The sequence below is a fragment of the Streptomyces sp. NPDC048516 genome (genome assembly GCF_043199875.1).
GTDB lineage: Bacteria > Actinomycetota > Actinomycetes > Streptomycetales > Streptomycetaceae > Streptomyces.
The window spans coordinates 446,536-461,681 of sequence record NZ_JBICWS010000001.1 but is presented as its reverse complement, the minus strand read 5'-3'; the positions used below and the strand labels follow the sequence as shown (position 1 = coordinate 461,681).

The following is a 15,146-nucleotide window of genomic DNA, read 5'->3' as shown; positions in this document are numbered from 1 at the left end:
CCACGACGGGGCATTCACAGCGCCGGCCGCCCCGAGCGGGCAACGCATCGAGCCCGTCCTCCGCCCCGTGCTCTGCCCCCTCCGCTGCGCGGTGTCAGACCTTGAGCGGCTTGATCGCGGTGGGCGCATGGCCCGGCTCGGTCGCGATGTCCTCCCACTCGTTGACGCCGGCGATATCGCTGCCGCTCATCGAGATGTTGGTGATCCGTTCGAGGATCGCCTCGACGACGACCGGGACGCGGTGCCGGGCGGCCAGCTTCTTGGCCTCCTCGAAGGCGGCGCCCAACTCGCCCGGGTCGGTGACGCGGAGAGCTTTGCATCCCAGGCCCTCGACGACCTTGACGTGATCCACGCCGTAGACGCCCAGCTCGGGGGCGTTGATGTTCTCGAACTCCAGGTTGACCTGGAAGTTGATGTCGAGGTTGCGCTGGGCCTGACGGATCAGGCCCAGGTACGCGTTGTTCACCAGGACGTGCACATACGGGATCCTGTGCTGGGCGCCGACGGCCAGCTCCTCGAGCATGAACTGGAAGTCGTAGTCGCCGGAGAGGGCGACGACCGGCGCCTCCGGGTCGGCGGTGGCCACGCCCAGCGCGGCCGGGATGGTCCAGCCGAGCGGGCCGGCCTGTCCGCAGTTGATCCAGTGACGCGGCTTGTAGACGTGCAGCATCTGTGCGCCGGCGATCTGGGAGAGGCCGATGGTGGTGACGTAGCGGGTCTCCGGACCGAAGGCCTTGTTCATCTCCTCGTAGACACGCTGCGGCTTCATCGGGATGTCGTCGAAGTGCGTACGCCGCTGCAACCGGGCCTTGCGCACCTGGGTGGAGGCGGCCCAGTCGGAGCGGTCCGGCAGCGCGCCCGCGTCCTTGAGTTCGCGCGCGGCCTCGACGAACAGTTCCAGCGCTGCCCCGGCGTCCGAGGCGATCCCGTAGTCCGGGGCGAAGATCTTGCCGATCTGGGTCGGCTCGATGTCGACGTGGACGAACTTCCGGCCCTGGGTGTAGACGTCGAGCTTGCCGGTGTGGCGGTTGGCCCAGCGGTTGCCGATGCCCAGGACGAAGTCGGACTCCAGGAAGTTCGCGTTGCCGTAGCGGTGCGAGGTCTGCAGGCCGACCATGCCGGCGTTGAGTTCATGGTCGTCGGCGAGGATGCCCCAGCCCATCAGGGTGGGGACGACCGGGGTGCCGGTCAGCTCGGCGAACTCGACCAGCAGCTCGGAGGCGTCGGCGTTGATGATGCCGCCCCCGGCGACGATCAGCGGCCGCTCGGACTCATTGAGGAGCGCGAGCGCCTTCTCGACCTGGGCACGGGTCGCGGTCGGCTTGAACGCCGGCAGCGGCGCGTACGTCTCGGGGTCGAAGTCGATCTCCGTGAGCTGGACGTCGATCGGCAGGTCGATCAGGACCGGGCCGGGCCGCCCGGAGCGCATCAGATGGAAGGCCTGCTGGAAGACGCCGGGAACCTGCGCGGCCTCCATGACCGTGGTGGCGGCCTTGGTGACCGGCTTGGCGATCGCGGCGATGTCGACGGCCTGGAAGTCCTCCTTCTGGATCACCGCGGTCGGCGCCTGGCCGGTGATGCACAGGATCGGGATCGAGTCACCGGTCGCGGAGTAGAGGCCGGTGATCATGTCCGTGCCGGCCGGGCCGGAGGTACCGATGCAGACGCCGATGTTGCCCGGATGGGTGCGGGTGTACCCCTCGGCCATGTGCGAGGCGCCTTCGACATGGCGGGCCAGCGTGTGGTCGACCCCGCCCGCGCCCTGCAGCGCCGCGTAGAAGGGGTTGATCGCGGCACCCGGCACTCCGAAGGCGTGGGTCACGCCCTCCCGCTTGAGGATCTCCACCGCGGCACGAGCGGCTGTCATTCGAGGCATCGAGTACTCCTGCGTCGACCTGTCACGGGCAAGCTCCGACGGAGGGCCGGAGAGAAGTAATTCCGCATCATGGAATTAATGTTTTGCTTTACGGAAGGAACGTAGAGCGCGGCGTTCCACCCGTCAAGGGGAGGCCGGGCGCCCGGCGCGGAAGGCCGGCGATGCGGCACGGGCAGAGGCGGGCGCTCGCAGCGAAGCGCCACGGCGCCACGGGCAGCGGACACTGAACAGCGGGCAGCGGGCAGCGACAGGGGACAGCAGGCAGCGCGCAGCCATGCGGTCAGCGGCCTGCGGCCTGCGACCTACGGCCTGCGACGCGATACGACGGAGCCCCGCCGCAACTCCCTTACGGCGGGGCTCCCTTACGGCGGGGCTCCCTTACCGGAGGCGGTGATTACCACTTACGGCAACCAGCCCATTCTTCGAGCCTTCGTGTGCCGCCATTCAGCGAGGACGGGTGGCGGTGACGCCGGGAAGCAATGCCCCGTTACCCCCTGAGAGCTGCGGCGACGTTATAGGTTTCACCAACTCGAGACGTCCACTCACCCCTGCGGGCAGCCACATCGAGAACCACACCGGCAACCGCACCGGCAGCCACGCCAGCAGCCGCAGCGGCGATGACGAGCCTGGGCCCGATCCGCTGATTGAAGGTTGTATGAGTGCTTTTCGGTGCCCCGCGGCCACGCCCCGCATCCACCGGCTCCCTCATATGCACCACGCCGCATGCCGCCTGGACGCACGGGCCCCGCCCCACCCGGACCACCCATCCACGACCCACCCGCGCCCCGCCGCCGGCGCGCCCCCGGCCCATCCCAGGCCGCCCCGATTCGATCTCCCCGAAATCGCCCGGAACCCTCCTTTGAAGCCCGGCGGAAACGGCACGCAAAAGGCCCCGCCCGACGACCGGGCGGGGCCCGCGCAAAAAGCGGCTCCACGCGTCTTACGGCACGTACACCTCAGCGGATCGGCATTCCCGAAACCGTCCGGGCAATCACCAGTCGCTGGATTTCACTGGTGCCCTCGAAGATGGTGTAGATAGCCGCGTCCCGATGCATCCGCTCGACCGGGTATTCGCGGGTGAATCCGTTTCCGCCGAGGATTTGCACGGCCTGTGCGGTGACCTTTTTGGCGACCTCGCTGGCGAAGAGCTTGGACATGGAGCCCTCGGCGGAGGTGAACGGCTTGCCGGCCACCGCCATCCAGGAGGCGCGCCAGACCAGCAGGCGGGCGGCGTCGATCTGGGTGCGCATGTCGGCGAGCTGGAAGGCCACGCCCTGGTTGTCGATGATCGGGCGGCCGAACTGGGTACGGGTCTTGGCGTACTCCAGGGCCTCTTCGTAGGCGGCGCGAGCGGTGCCGACCGCCATCGCGCCGACGGCCGGGCGGGAGGCCTCGAAGGTGGCCATGGCGGCGTTCTTCACGCGCTCGCCACCGCTCCTGGCCTTCTCCCGGGCGCGGGCGAGCCGTTCGTCCAGCTTCTCCTTGCCGCCGAGCAGGCAGTGGCCGGGGATCCGGACCTCCTCCAGTACGACCTCGGCGGTGTGCGAGGCGCGGATGCCGTGCTTCTTGAACTTCTGCCCCTGGGAGAGACCGGGGGTGTTCGGGGGGACGATGAAGGAGGCATGCCCCTTGGAGCCGAGGTCGGGATCGACGGCCGCGACGACGACATGGACGTTGGCGATCCCTCCGTTGGTGGCCCACGTCTTGGTGCCGCTCAGCACCCACTCGTCCTTGGCCTCGTCGTAGACCGCGCGGGTGCGCATCGCGGCGACATCCGAGCCGGCGTCCGGTTCCGACGAGCAGAAGGCCGCGACCTTCACATCGTCGACATCGCCGTACATCTGCGGGATCCAGGTGCCGATCTGCTCCTCGGTGCCGTTCGCGAGCACGCCGACGGCAGCGAGTCCGGTGCCCACGATCGACAGGCCGATGCCGGCGTCGCCCCAGAAGAGCTCCTCCATGGACATGGGGATACCGAGGCCGGTGGGGTCGAAGAATTGCTGGGCGTAGAAGTCCAGCGAGTACAGACCGATCTTGGCGGCTTCCTGGATGACCGGCCAGGGGGTCTCCTCGCGCTCGTCCCATTCGGCGGCGGCGGGGCGCATGACGTCCGCGGCGAAGCCGTGAACCCAGTCACGGACTTCCTTCTGCTCGTCGTTGAGCTCCATGGTGAACTCGGCCATGTCCCCTCCACTGCTGCCTGGCATTACTGTTGTTACTAGCGGTAACCCGCAGTGTGTTACTCGCCAGTAGGAGATGTCAACTCCCCTGAGAACGAATTCCCCGTGGAGATCGGGTGTTACGTTGCGCGAGCGCCACGGATTCACAAGGGTGGGGAGCACGACCATGGAAAGCACCAAGCACGGCGGCCGCCAGCAGACGGCGACCGAGCGCAGACGGCGGGAGTTGCTGGAGGCCGCCGAGCGCATTGTGCTGCGCGACGGCCCGGACGCATCGATGAACGCCATCGCCGCCGAGGCCGGCATCACCAAGCCGATCCTCTACCGGCACTTCGGCGACAAGGGCGGCCTGTACCGCGCCCTCGCCGTACGGCACACCGATGCCTTGCTGGCCAATCTGGCGACCGCGCTGGACGCGCCCGTCCTGCGCCGGGACCGGGTCGAGGCCACCCTCGACGCCTACCTGCTCGCGATCGAGGCCCGGCCGCAGGTGTACCGCTTCCTGATGCACCCGTCGGACGAGGACAACGCATCGGAGTCCGGCTTCGACGTCGGGCGGCACTCCGCACCGCTGCTGCGCCGGCTCGGCGAGGAGCTGGCCAAGGTGATCACCGACCGGCTCGACCTGGGACCGGGCGGCGAGCTGACGGCACGCGTATGGGGCCACGGCATCGTCGGCATGATGCACGGGGCAGGCGACTGGTGGCTGCGCGAACGCCCTTGTTCGCGCGAGCAGTTGGTCACCCAGCTGGCCGATCTGCTCTGGGGTCAGCTGGCCGCGGTCGCGGACCGCGAGGGCGGCCCCGGCTTTTGAGCCCCGGCATTGGCGCCGGCCCGGAGCCCCGGCATTGGCGCCGGCTTTTGAGCGCCGGAAGGTGAGACGGGGGGCGCCCCGGCCGTTCAGCGGCCGGGCGCCGCCGTCGCGGCCCACGGGGCCCTGGCCGCCGCGCGCAGCGCCCGGCGGCGGCGCAGCCCGGTGAGGTGGTCGACGTACAGCCCGCCGTCGAGATGGTCGCATTCGTGCTGGAGGCAGCGGGCGAAGAAGCCGGTGCCGGTCACGCTCCTGGGCTCACCGGTGACACTGAACCCGGTCACGGCGGTGTGGTCGTGGCGCGGAGTGCCGGCCTCGATGCCGGGAACCGAGAGACAGCCCTCGGGCCCGCGGATGACCGGGCCGTCGGTCTCGACGAGCCGGGGGTTGACGAGATGCCCGAGATGGCGGCGGTCCTCGTCGTCAGGGCAGTCGTAAACGAAGACCCGCAGCGGGACGCCGATCTGATTGGCGGCGAGGCCCACACCGTGCGCGGCGTACATCGTCGCGTACATGTCCTCGACCAGCCGGGCCAGCTCGCCGTCGAAGGCGGTGACCTCCCGGCAGGGCTCGGTCAGGGCCGGATCGCCGAGCAGGCGCAGCGGGCGGACCCGGCCGGAGGAGCCGGGGATGTTGCGGTCGGGCATGGGGGTAAGCGTACGGTCCGGCGCGCCCGGGATGTCGCCGGACGGGTGGCGGGGTTCGGGCCCGGGGCCGGATCTCGATAGGCTGATCCCCGACCGAAGCCTCGGCCGGTCATCGGCTGCGGAGGAAGCGTTCCACCGGCAGCCTCAGGGCAGGCGGGCGCCGGATGCAAGGAGGATCAAGGACGATGGCAGGCAACACGGAGCCGCTGTCGCCGCGGGCCAAGCTGGCCGTGACGGCGGGCAAGGCCGCGGCGGCGGTGTCGCGCGCGGCGGGCCGCGGCAGCGGATCGGTGATCGGTGGCCGGGTGGCGCTGAAGCTCGACCCCGACCTGCTGGCGCGGCTGGCACGGCACTTGGACGTCATCTTGGTGTCGGCGACCAACGGCAAGACGACCACGACGCGACTGATCGCGGAGGCCCTGCGGGCCAGTGGGCCGGTGGTCTCCAACGCGCTCGGCGCCAACATGCCGGCGGGTATCACCTCCGCGCTGGCCGGTGGATCGGACGCCAAGTACGGCGTCATCGAGGTGGACGAGAAGTACCTCGCCGGCGTGGCACGCGATGTGACGCCGAAGGCCATAGCGCTGCTGAACCTCTCGCGCGACCAGCTCGACCGCGCCGCGGAGACCCGGATGCTGGCCGAGCACTGGCGGGAAGGCCTGTCCGGTTCCAAGGCCCTGATCATCGCCAACGCGGACGACCCGCTGATCGTCTGGGCGGCCTCGTCGTCCGCGAATGTGGTGTGGGTCGCGGCCGGGCAGGAGTGGAAGGACGACGCCTGGTCGTGCCCCTCCTGCGGTGGTGTGATGCAGCGCCCGGGCGAGGACTGGTTCTGCGCCGAGTGCGGCTTCCGCCGCCCCACGCCCAGCTGGGCGCTGTCCGGCGACCATGTGCTCGATCCGCACGGCAGCGCCTGGCCGATCAAGCTGCAGCTGCCGGGGCGCGCCAACAAGGCGAACGCCACCACGTCCGCCGCGGTGGCCGCCGCCTTCGGGGTGCCGCCGCAGGTGGCCCTGGAGCGGATGTTCTCGGTGCAGGCGGTGGCAGGCCGCTATGACGTGGTCACGTTCATGGAGCGGGAGCTGCGGCTGCTGCTGGCGAAGAACCCGGCCGGCTGGCTGGAGACGTTCTCGCTGATCGACCCGCCGCCGACCCCGGTGATCATGGCGGTGAACGCCCGCGGCGCGGACGGCACGGACACCTCCTGGCTGTGGGACGTCGACTACACCCGGCTCGCCGGGCACCCGATCTTCGTTCTCGGCGACCGCAAGCTGGACCTGGCGGTGCGGCTGGAGGTCGCGGGGCTGGACTTCCACGTGTGCGAAAGCCTCGACGAGGCCGTGGGGATGGCGCCGCCCGGACGGATCGAGGTCATCGCCAACTACACGGCCTTCCAGGACCTGCGCCGGCGCGTGGGCAACTGAATGCGGTGCACCGACGTGAGGGACAAGGACGAGCGAGCATGAGTGACAACAGCCTGCGCCTGGTGTGGATCTACCCGGACCTGCTGAGCACGTACGGCGACCAGGGCAACGCCCTGGTGGTGGAGCGGCGGGCGCGCCAGCGCGGCCTGGACGTCCAGCGGCTGGACGTACGGTCCGACCAGCAGATTCCCACCTCCGGCGACATCTACCTGATCGGCGGCGGTGAGGACCGGCCGCAGCGGCTGGCGTCCGAGCGGCTGATCCGCGACGGCGGGCTGAGCCGGGCGGTCTCCAACGGCGCGATCGTCTTCTCGGTGTGCGCCGGGTACCAGATCCTGGGGCATGAGTTCATCAATGACCTCGGCGAACGGCAGGAGGGCCTGGGCCTGCTGGACGTGGTCAGCACCCGCGGCGAGGCCGAGCGCTGTGTCGGTGACGTACTCGCCGATATCGACCCGCAGTTGGGGCTGCCGCCGCTGACCGGCTTCGAGAACCACCAGGGCGTCACTCACCTGGGCAAGACCGCCCGGCCGTTCGCCAAGGTGCGGTTCGGCAAGGGCAACGGCGTCGGCGACGGCTACGAGGGTGCGTGGAACGACACCGTCTTCGGGACGTACATGCACGGCCCGGTGATGGCGCGCAATCCGCACATCGCCGACCTGCTGATCAAGCTGGCGCTGGACGTCAATGCGCTGCCTCCGGTCGAGGACCGCTGGTACGAGGCGTTGCGCCAGGAGCGGATCGCCGCGGCGACCCAGCCTGCCTGATACCGCTTCCTCCCGGTTCGGGCGGTTCGCCGATATGCGACGTCTGCCGGAATGGAACCCTTTTCGTACGCCCGCAGTCCGCACTGCGGGCGTACGTGTGCCCGGCGGCCCCGCGCTTGTAGGGTGAGCGGCATCCAACCGGACGACGGGGTCCGGGCCCCCGGTTGAGTTGCAGAGGGTTTTTCGAGCAATGCGTATTGGTCTACTCACCTCCGGCGGCGACTGCCCCGGTCTGAACGCCGTCATCCGCTCCGTCGTCCACCGTGCCACCGCCGATCACGGCGATGAGGTGATCGGCTTCCGTGACGGCTGGAAGGGCCTGCTGGAAGGCGATTACCGCAAGCTCGACCTCGACGCCGTCGGCGGCATCCTGGCACGCGGCGGCACCATCCTGGGGTCCTCGCGGGTGCAGCCCGCCCATCTGCGCGACGGCGTGGAGCGGGCCCGCGGCCACGTGGCCGAGCTGGGCCTGGACGCGATCATCCCGATCGGCGGCGAGGGCACGCTGAAGGCGGCGCGGCTGCTGTCGGACGCCGGGCTGCCCATCGTCGGCGTTCCGAAGACCATCGACAACGACATCGCCGTCACGGATGTCACGTTCGGCTTCGACACCGCGGTGGGGGTCGCCACCGAGGCGCTGGACCGGCTCAAGACCACCGCCGAGTCGCACCAGCGGGTGATGATCGTCGAGGTGATGGGGCGGCACACCGGCTGGATCGCGCTGCACTCCGGCATGGCGGCCGGTGCCCACGCGATCGTGGTGCCGGAGCGGCCCTTCGACATCGACGAGCTCACCGCGCGGGTCGCCGAGCGGTTCGAGGCCGGCAAGAAGTTCGCGATCGTGGTCGTCGCCGAGGGCGCCAAGCCGCGTGAGGGCACCATGTCCTTCGACATCGGCGGCAAGGACATGTACGGCCATGAGCGCTTCGCCGGTGTCGCCCGGCAGCTCTCCGTGGAGCTGGAGGACCGCCTCGGCAAGGAGGCCCGTCCGGTGATCCTCGGGCACGTCCAGCGCGGCGGCACTCCCACCGCGTACGACCGGGTGCTCGCCACCCGCTTCGGCTGGCACGCCGTCGAGGCCGCGCACCGCGGCGACTTCGGGATGATGACGGCGCTGCGCGGCACCGACATCACGCTGGTGCCGCTGGCCGAGGCCGTGGAAACGCTCAAGACGGTGCCCTCGGAGCGCTACGCCGAGGCCGAGTGCGTGCTGTGACCCCGCCGGCATCGGCTCGATAGTTTCGTACGGCACGAACCGCCCCCGGCCAACGCACCGATATGCGGCCCTGCCGCGTGCCCCGGCCGGGGGCGGTTCTAGTCTTGTCTCCGGAGCATTGGTACGAATCAGGAGCGAGCGGATGGATCACAGCGGGCACGGCATGGACGGCATGAACATGGATCTGCCGCCGTTCACGCTGTCGCGGGGCCTGGAGTTCGGTGGTGATCCGTTCTTTCTCGTCGGCTGTCTGCTGGGACTCGGCCTGTACGGCTGGGCGGTGATCCGGCTGCGGCGGCGGGGGGATGCCTGGCCGGTGGGCCGGACCGTCTCCTGGGCCCTGGGCGTGGCGACGGTGGCCCTGGTGATGTGCACCGAGCTCAACGACTACGGCATGGCGATGTTCAGTGTGCACATGGTCCAGCACATGGTCATCAGCATGCTCTCACCGATCCTGCTGCTGCTCGGGGCGCCGGTGACGCTGGCACTGCGCGCGCTGCCGACGGCCGGGCGCGGCCGCAAGGGCCCGCGCGAGCTGCTGGTGGCGCTGCTGCAGAGCCGCTACCTGCGGATCATCACGCATCCGGCGTTCACCATCCCGCTGTTCATCGCGAGTCTCTACGCGCTCTACTTCACACCGCTGTTCGACTTCCTGATGGAGTCCCGGGCCGGGCATATCGGGATGATGGTGCACTTCCTCGCGGTCGGCCTGGTGTTCTTCTGGCCGATCATGGGCGTCGACCCGGGACCGCACCGGCCGGGCCATGTGATGCGGATTCTGGAGCTCTTCGCGGGCATGCCGTTCCATGCTTTTTTCGGTATCGCCCTGATGATGGCCAGCGAGCCGATGGTCGACACCTTCCTGCACCCGCCGTCCTCACTGGGGATCGAAGCGCTGTCCGACCAGTCGGCGGCCGGCGGTATCGCCTGGGCCTTCAGTGAGATCCCCTCCGTGGTGGTGCTGATCGCCCTGGTCTTCCAGTGGCGCAAGTCCGAGGAGCGTCAGGCGCAGCGCGCGGACCGGGCCGCCGACCGCAACGGCGACAAGGATCTGGCCGACTACAACGCCTACCTCGCCTCGCTCCACGCACGGAGCCGATGACGAGCGCACCGCTCTGGCGGTACGGGCCGCGGCCGGGGACGATGGTCCCATGGCCGCGGCCCGTGGCATGGCGTACCGGGCCGCATGAGGAGGTTGCGGGTATGCCCGGATCTGCTAGGACGATGGCCGTGTGCACGGTGGGCGGGCTGGTGGTGGCGACCGCCTACACCGTGGCGATGGGCGCCAATGGCTGGCTCTGGTTCTCCTGGGTGGTGCTGGCTCTGGTGACGATCGGCGTGATGGTGGCGCGGCCCGTCTGATCGGTGTAGTGGCGGCACGGCCGGTCCGATCGGCGTGGTGGCGGCACGTCCGGTCTCATCGGTGTGATGGCGCACGGCCGGCCGGCGCGGCGGGAGTGCGGGTGCACCGCCTCGGAGGCGTCAGAAGCGGAACAACGGCCCGGTCGCGGCGTCCATCGTGCAGGCGTTGGCGAAATCCTTGCGCCAGTTCACCTGGACACCGTGCCAGGTGCCGATCGCGGTGGCGGTCATCGGGTCGTACTCCCTGGTGCAGGCCTGCGGGTGGCCGGGCAGCGCGTCCAGGTTCCCGCGCGCCCAGGCCAGCGCATCGCAGGCAGCGGCCGCGTGCGGATGTCTGCCGTGGATGTCCGGGCAGCTGAGCCGCACCCCCCGGGTCCAGGTGTTGCCGGCCCCTGACACCGTCAGCAGCAGGCCCTGATCGGCGGTCGGCAGCGCGTCGGCGTGCGCCGGGCCGGCGGAGAGCGTGCCGAGCAGGGCGGTGGACAGGGCGGCGAGCGCGGACACGCTGACGGTCAAGGTGGTCCGGATGGACCGGCGTCGAGGGCTCACGGGCATCGGTGTCTCCTGGGAAGCTCGGTGGGTTCGCCTGCGGGAGCCTGACGGCGACGCGTGGCGCCCGGCGGCCCCAGGCCACCTCGCCGGGCCCCGGCGGGCAAGCGGCCACGCCGCGAGATCGCCCGTACGGACCTTCGATTGCACCCCGGAAACAAGGGTGGCCGGCAGCGGAGGAGGCGGCTCCGCTGCCGGCCACCCGGACCGGGGTTACCCCACGCGCTCGATCCGGGCGTTGCGGATCAGGAACTTCCCCTCCTCACGCACCTGCTCGAAGGCCGCGTTGTTGAGCAGGGCACAGCTGCCCGAGGCCGAGGTCACGGAGACCGTCGTCGACTTGTTGTTGTCCAGGTTGGTCACCTTCAGTTTGGTGCCGACGGGGAACTGGTCGCTGGACGCCGCCGGGGCGCCGCCCTCGCCGGAGAGGGTCACCGTCGAGCCGGCGCAGACCACATCGCCGTCGGCGGCCTGCTGATCATCCGAAGCCGGCGGGGCCGCGGAAGCGGAGGCATCGCCGGAGCCGGACGGGTCCGCCGACCCCTGCGGTGCCTGCGAGGCGGGCGGGGCACTGGAGGCGGGCGGCTCGTTGCCTGTCGGCGGAGCGCCCGCGGCGTCATCCCCGCCCTGCCCACCGGAGCAGCCGGCGGCTTTCTGCTTGACCTGGATCTCCTTGATCACTGCCTCGCGGTTGGCGATCCGTGCCGCCGACTGGGCATCCGGGTTCGCCTTCTGGCCGGCGATGAACTTCTCGTTGTTGCTCAGAGCGGTGGCCAGTCCGTCGCACGCCACGGATGCCTGGCTGGTGCCCGCGGTCGCGATGGCGATGCCGCCGACCAGCGCGGCGGCGCTGACGCAGATAACGATCTTCTGACGCTTGCCGACTCTCTTCTTCCGGGACATCTCTGACTCCTGTCCTCGGCCTGGACCCTGGGTTCAGGCTCGGTCTCCGGGCAATACGGTGAGCCAACCCCCCGGAATTCAAGGCGAGTTGAAAGTTGTCCGCGGATGCCAAAGCGGCTGGCGGAGGGGGACGGAGGGCTGCGAAGATGCCTTGATGCGCGTGCTGATGCCGGTCCCCGACCGCGATTTCGATGTCACCGAGGTGGCGGTGCCCTGGCGGCTGCTCACCGACGCCGGCCACCGGGTCGTCTTCGCCACCGAACGGGCCGGTACCCGGCCCGCATGCGATCCGCGACTGCTCACCGGCGTCCTCTTCGGACAGCTCGGCGCCGCGGAACAGCCCCGGCGTTTCTACGAAGAGCTCACCCGGAGCGAGGAGTTCACCGCGACCGTCGGCTGGGCGGAGCTGGCCCCGGAGGAGTACGACGGGCTGATCCTGCCGGGCGGGCACGCACCGGGGATGCGGCAGTACCTGGGCTCGGAGGTGCTGCGGCGGCAGGTCGGCAGGTTCTGGGCGCTGGACCGGCCGGTCGGGGCGATCTGCCACGGTGTGCTGGTACTGGCCCGGGCACGGGAGGCGTCCACCGGCCGCAGCCTGCTGGCGGACCGGCGCACGACCTGTCTGCCCAAGTACATGGAACGGTCGGCGTACCTGGCCACCGCATGGCGGCTCGGCCGCTACTACCGCACCTATCCAGCCTATGTGGAGGACGAGGTCAGGGCCGCGCTGACCGGCCCGGACGCCCGCTTCGAGCGGGGGCCCAGGGTCCTGGCCGCGCGGGGCACCGCGACCGACGACTCCGCTGCGTTCGTCGTGCAGGACGGGCGCTATCTCTCGGCGCGCTGGCCGGGGGACGCCTATCTCTTCGGACGCCGGTTCCAGGCACTCCTGGAGGCCCCTCGGCAGTGAGGCCGCACGGCGGTGAGGTACCACGGCCGGCGTGCGCGAAGTACGGTCCCCGGGGCGACACCGAAAGGATCTGTTGGTCGATTCCGGCCGCGTCGTTCATGGCCAACCGGGCGTCCAGTTCCCGGGTGCTGTCCCCGGCTCCCGGAACCGCGATGCGCGGCGGCGTCCCGGCGTCCCGGCGTCCGTAGGACTCCAAGAGCCGGAGATGGGGCTCGCTCCACGAGTGAGGGTGCACATCGGGCCGCCTCCCCTTCAGCTTCCCGCCGGGGCCGTGGCGTGTCCACCGGGACCGTACGGGGCTCCGGTCGGCGATGCGTCGCACAGCACCGGGCACCGGGCACCGGAAGGAGACAGCATCGATCCGGCCGAAGGTGGTTACCGGCAACGACACTTGCCCATAGACTCACTGGCCGTCCCCGGGCACCCCGTGTGACCTGGAACGATGTAGCCGCCCGGGAAACCCGACGGAAGGGGAGCTGTCCTGTGCTCTACCAGGTGCTGAAGTACCTGCTTCTCGGGCCGTTGCTGCGGCTGGTGTTCCGGCCGAGGATCGAGGGGCTCACTCATGTGCCGGAGGAGGGCGCGGCGATCATCGCGGGCAATCATCTGTCGTTCGCCGATCACTTCGTGATGCCGGCGATCGTGCCGCGGCGGGTGACATTTCTGGCCAAGGCCGAGTACTTCACCGGGCCCGGTCTGAAGGGGCGGCTGACGGCGGCGTTCTTCCGGGGCGTCGGGCAGATTCCGGTGGACCGGTCCGGCGGCCGTGCCTCGCAGGCGGCGATCTCTTCGGGGCTCTCCGTGCTGCGCAAGGGCCGGCTGCTGGGCATCTATCCGGAGGGCACCCGCTCGCACGACGGCCGGCTCTACAAGGGGCGTACCGGCGTCGCCTCGATGGCCATCAAGGCCGGGGTGCCGGTGGTGCCGTGCGCGATGATCGGCACCTTCGAGGCACAGCCGACCGGCCGGCGGCTGCCGCGCATCATGCGGATCACCATCCGCTTCGGCGCACCGCTGGACTTCTCGCGCTATGCGGGGCTGGAGGACGAACGCATGGCGCTGCGTGCCGTCACCGACGAGATCATGTACGCGATCCTCACCCTGTCCGGTCAGGAGTACGTCGACACTTACGCGGGCGAGGCCAAGGCCGCGGCGCAGGCACGGGCGCGGGCGCGGACGCACGGACGGCGGGGGCACGGCAAGGGTCCCGCGGACTGAGCGCCCGCCCGGGTCCGTCTCTCCGGGCGTTCCCCTTGCGCCGTGGGCGAACCGTACTGCCGCCGCCCGCTGACGGTCCGTAGGGTCCGTCCATGACCTCAGGTAGCGCAGTGGTGATCGGGGCGAGCGGGCAGATCGGGCGGGCGGCGGTACGGGCGCTGGCGCGGGACGGCTGGGAGGTGCGGGCGGCGTCCCGGCGCGGCGGACGCGATGACTCCTGGCCCGAGGAGATCCGTCCGGTGGCGGTGGACCGGGAGGACGACGGGGCGCTGGGCGGACTGATCGGCGAGGGCTGTGACGTGCTGCTGGACTGTGTGGCGTACGGGGCCGCGCACGCACAGCAGTTGACCGCGTGCGCGGACCGGATCGGTTCGGCGGTGGTGATCTCCAGCGGCTCGGTGTACGCGGACGCCCAGGGGCGCGGCTTCGCCACCATGGGCGAGCCGGACGGCGCCCCGGACTACCCGCTGCCCCTCCCCGAGTCCCAGCCGACCGTGCCCCCCGGCGACGAGAACTACTGCACCCGCAAGGCGGCCCTGGAGCAGGCCTTGCTGGCGCAGGGCGACCGGCTGCCGGTGACCCTGCTGCGGGCCGGCGCCATCCACGGGCCGTACAGTCCCCTTCCCCGTGAGCTGTACTTCGTCAAGCGGGTGCTGGACGGGCGCCGGGTGCGGGTGCTCGCGTACGGCGGCAGCAGCTTCCACCCCGTGCATGTGGACAACCTCGCGGAACTGGTCCGGCTGGCGGCTCGCCGGCCAGGCACCCGGGTGCTCAACGCGGGGGATCCGCAGGCGCCGACGGTCGCCGGTATCTCGGCGGCGGTGGACGCCGTGATGGGTGCGCCCCGGAGCGAGGTCGTGGCGGTGGACGGCGCCCCGCCGTCGTCCGGTGTCGGCGATACCCCGTGGTCGGGCCCGCACCCCATCGTCTACGACATCACGGCGGCGGAGCGCGAGTTGGGCTACCGGCCGGTGACGACGTACGAGGAGTCGCTGCCGGAGACGGTGCAATGGCTGACCGACCGGGTCACGGGGCGCAACTGGTGGGAGGTGTTCCCGGTGATGGCCGGCATCTACCCGGACGAGAGGCTGTTCGGCTACGCGGCCGAGGACCGCTGGCTGGCGGAGCGGGGCCTGCAGGGCTGAGGACAGCTACGGAGAGACGGGTCGGCGGGCGGCGAGCCGCGGGCGGCGGGCGGCGGGCGGCGGGCGGCGGGCGGCGGGCGGCGAAATCCGATCGCGCGGCGCGCCGGTGGCTCCTACCTTGATCACCATGAAGAATCG

The 15,146-nt window shown here is 70.6% G+C and carries 14 protein-coding genes; 9 read left to right on the top strand and 5 right to left on the bottom strand.

Annotated elements, in window-relative coordinates; genetic code table 11:
* Positions 1–94: 94 nt before the first annotated feature.
* Together gcl and ACGFR7_RS02120 are read right to left on the bottom strand one after the other, a co-directional pair.
* Positions 95–1,876, bottom strand: coding sequence for a glyoxylate carboligase (gene gcl, locus ACGFR7_RS02125; RefSeq protein WP_393311955.1), 1,782 nt, complete (start codon positions 1,874–1,876; stop codon positions 95–97).
* Between the two features lie 956 nt (positions 1,877–2,832).
* Entirely contained in the window at positions 2,833–4,059 is a 1,227-nt protein-coding gene (locus tag ACGFR7_RS02120) for an acyl-CoA dehydrogenase family protein (RefSeq protein ID WP_393311953.1), read from the bottom strand.
* A gap of 163 nt (positions 4,060–4,222) precedes the next feature.
* Between ACGFR7_RS02120 and ACGFR7_RS02115 the strand changes: the two genes are divergently transcribed.
* Positions 4,223–4,870, top strand: coding sequence for a TetR family transcriptional regulator (locus tag ACGFR7_RS02115; RefSeq protein WP_393311951.1), 648 nt, complete (start codon positions 4,223–4,225; stop codon positions 4,868–4,870).
* Between the two features lie 86 nt (positions 4,871–4,956).
* Here ACGFR7_RS02115 and def read toward each other — a convergent pair whose 3' ends face one another.
* Positions 4,957–5,514, bottom strand: coding sequence for a peptide deformylase (gene def, locus ACGFR7_RS02110; RefSeq protein ID WP_393311949.1), 558 nt, complete (start codon positions 5,512–5,514; stop codon positions 4,957–4,959).
* A 185-nt stretch (positions 5,515–5,699) separates the two neighbouring features.
* On the opposite strand from def, the gene ACGFR7_RS02105 reads away from it, so the two are divergent.
* From ACGFR7_RS02105 to ACGFR7_RS02085, 5 genes are all read left to right on the top strand, one after another.
* Positions 5,700–6,938: a MurT ligase domain-containing protein gene (locus tag ACGFR7_RS02105; RefSeq protein WP_393311947.1), complete on the top strand. Its 1,239-nt coding sequence runs from the start codon at positions 5,700–5,702 to the stop codon at positions 6,936–6,938.
* A 38-nt stretch (positions 6,939–6,976) separates the two neighbouring features.
* Complete coding sequence (locus ACGFR7_RS02100; RefSeq protein ID WP_086716724.1) at positions 6,977–7,705, top strand: type 1 glutamine amidotransferase; 729 nt, start codon at positions 6,977–6,979, stop codon at positions 7,703–7,705.
* Positions 7,706–7,895: 190 nt separating this feature from the next.
* Positions 7,896–8,921, top strand: a complete 1,026-nt coding sequence (locus tag ACGFR7_RS02095; RefSeq protein WP_393311945.1) for a 6-phosphofructokinase — start codon at positions 7,896–7,898, stop codon at positions 8,919–8,921.
* A gap of 142 nt (positions 8,922–9,063) precedes the next feature.
* Positions 9,064–10,023, top strand: coding sequence for a cytochrome c oxidase assembly protein (locus ACGFR7_RS02090; protein ID WP_393311943.1), 960 nt, complete (start codon positions 9,064–9,066; stop codon positions 10,021–10,023).
* A gap of 101 nt (positions 10,024–10,124) precedes the next feature.
* A complete protein-coding gene (locus ACGFR7_RS02085; protein WP_393311941.1) occupies positions 10,125–10,283 on the top strand; it encodes a hypothetical protein in 159 nt (52 codons plus the stop codon).
* A gap of 120 nt (positions 10,284–10,403) precedes the next feature.
* On the opposite strand, the gene ACGFR7_RS02080 is transcribed toward ACGFR7_RS02085, so the two are convergent.
* Positions 10,404–10,838: an SSI family serine proteinase inhibitor gene (locus ACGFR7_RS02080; protein WP_393311939.1), complete on the bottom strand. Its 435-nt coding sequence runs from the start codon at positions 10,836–10,838 to the stop codon at positions 10,404–10,406.
* Between the two features lie 207 nt (positions 10,839–11,045).
* On the bottom strand, positions 11,046–11,735 hold the full coding sequence (locus tag ACGFR7_RS02075; protein WP_393311937.1) for a hypothetical protein: 690 nt from the start codon (positions 11,733–11,735) through the stop codon (positions 11,046–11,048).
* Between the two features lie 154 nt (positions 11,736–11,889).
* Between ACGFR7_RS02075 and ACGFR7_RS02070 the strand changes: the two genes are divergently transcribed.
* From ACGFR7_RS02070 to ACGFR7_RS02060, 3 genes are all read left to right on the top strand, one after another.
* Entirely contained in the window at positions 11,890–12,645 is a 756-nt protein-coding gene (locus ACGFR7_RS02070; RefSeq protein WP_393311935.1) for a type 1 glutamine amidotransferase domain-containing protein, read from the top strand.
* Between the two features lie 483 nt (positions 12,646–13,128).
* Positions 13,129–13,863, top strand: coding sequence for a lysophospholipid acyltransferase family protein (locus ACGFR7_RS02065; RefSeq protein ID WP_393311933.1), 735 nt, complete (start codon positions 13,129–13,131; stop codon positions 13,861–13,863).
* Positions 13,864–13,955: 92 nt separating this feature from the next.
* Entirely contained in the window at positions 13,956–15,008 is a 1,053-nt protein-coding gene (locus ACGFR7_RS02060; protein WP_393311931.1) for an NAD-dependent epimerase/dehydratase family protein, read from the top strand.
* Positions 15,009–15,146: the final 138 nt, after the last annotated feature.

What these genes read in the sequence shown, in the direction of transcription:
- ACGFR7_RS02095 (WP_393311945.1), top strand. Translation starts at nt 7,896, where the DNA reads ATGCGTATTGGTCTACTCACCTCCGGCGGCGACTGCCCCGGTCTGAAC.
- ACGFR7_RS02105 (WP_393311947.1), top strand. Translation starts at nt 5,700, where the DNA reads ATGGCAGGCAACACGGAGCCGCTGTCGCCGCGGGCCAAGCTGGCCGTG.
- ACGFR7_RS02060 (WP_393311931.1), top strand. Translation starts at nt 13,956, where the DNA reads ATGACCTCAGGTAGCGCAGTGGTGATCGGGGCGAGCGGGCAGATCGGG.
- ACGFR7_RS02120 (WP_393311953.1), bottom strand. Translation starts at nt 4,059, where the DNA reads ATGGCCGAGTTCACCATGGAGCTCAACGACGAGCAGAAGGAAGTCCGT.
- ACGFR7_RS02075 (WP_393311937.1), bottom strand. Translation starts at nt 11,735, where the DNA reads ATGTCCCGGAAGAAGAGAGTCGGCAAGCGTCAGAAGATCGTTATCTGC.
- gcl (WP_393311955.1), bottom strand. Translation starts at nt 1,876, where the DNA reads ATGCCTCGAATGACAGCCGCTCGTGCCGCGGTGGAGATCCTCAAGCGG.
- ACGFR7_RS02090 (WP_393311943.1), top strand. Translation starts at nt 9,064, where the DNA reads ATGGATCACAGCGGGCACGGCATGGACGGCATGAACATGGATCTGCCG.
- ACGFR7_RS02115 (WP_393311951.1), top strand. Translation starts at nt 4,223, where the DNA reads ATGGAAAGCACCAAGCACGGCGGCCGCCAGCAGACGGCGACCGAGCGC.
- ACGFR7_RS02100 (WP_086716724.1), top strand. Translation starts at nt 6,977, where the DNA reads ATGAGTGACAACAGCCTGCGCCTGGTGTGGATCTACCCGGACCTGCTG.
- ACGFR7_RS02085 (WP_393311941.1), top strand. Translation starts at nt 10,125, where the DNA reads ATGCCCGGATCTGCTAGGACGATGGCCGTGTGCACGGTGGGCGGGCTG.
- def (WP_393311949.1), bottom strand. Translation starts at nt 5,514, where the DNA reads ATGCCCGACCGCAACATCCCCGGCTCCTCCGGCCGGGTCCGCCCGCTG.
- ACGFR7_RS02080 (WP_393311939.1), bottom strand. Translation starts at nt 10,838, where the DNA reads ATGCCCGTGAGCCCTCGACGCCGGTCCATCCGGACCACCTTGACCGTC.
- ACGFR7_RS02070 (WP_393311935.1), top strand. Translation starts at nt 11,890, where the DNA reads ATGCGCGTGCTGATGCCGGTCCCCGACCGCGATTTCGATGTCACCGAG.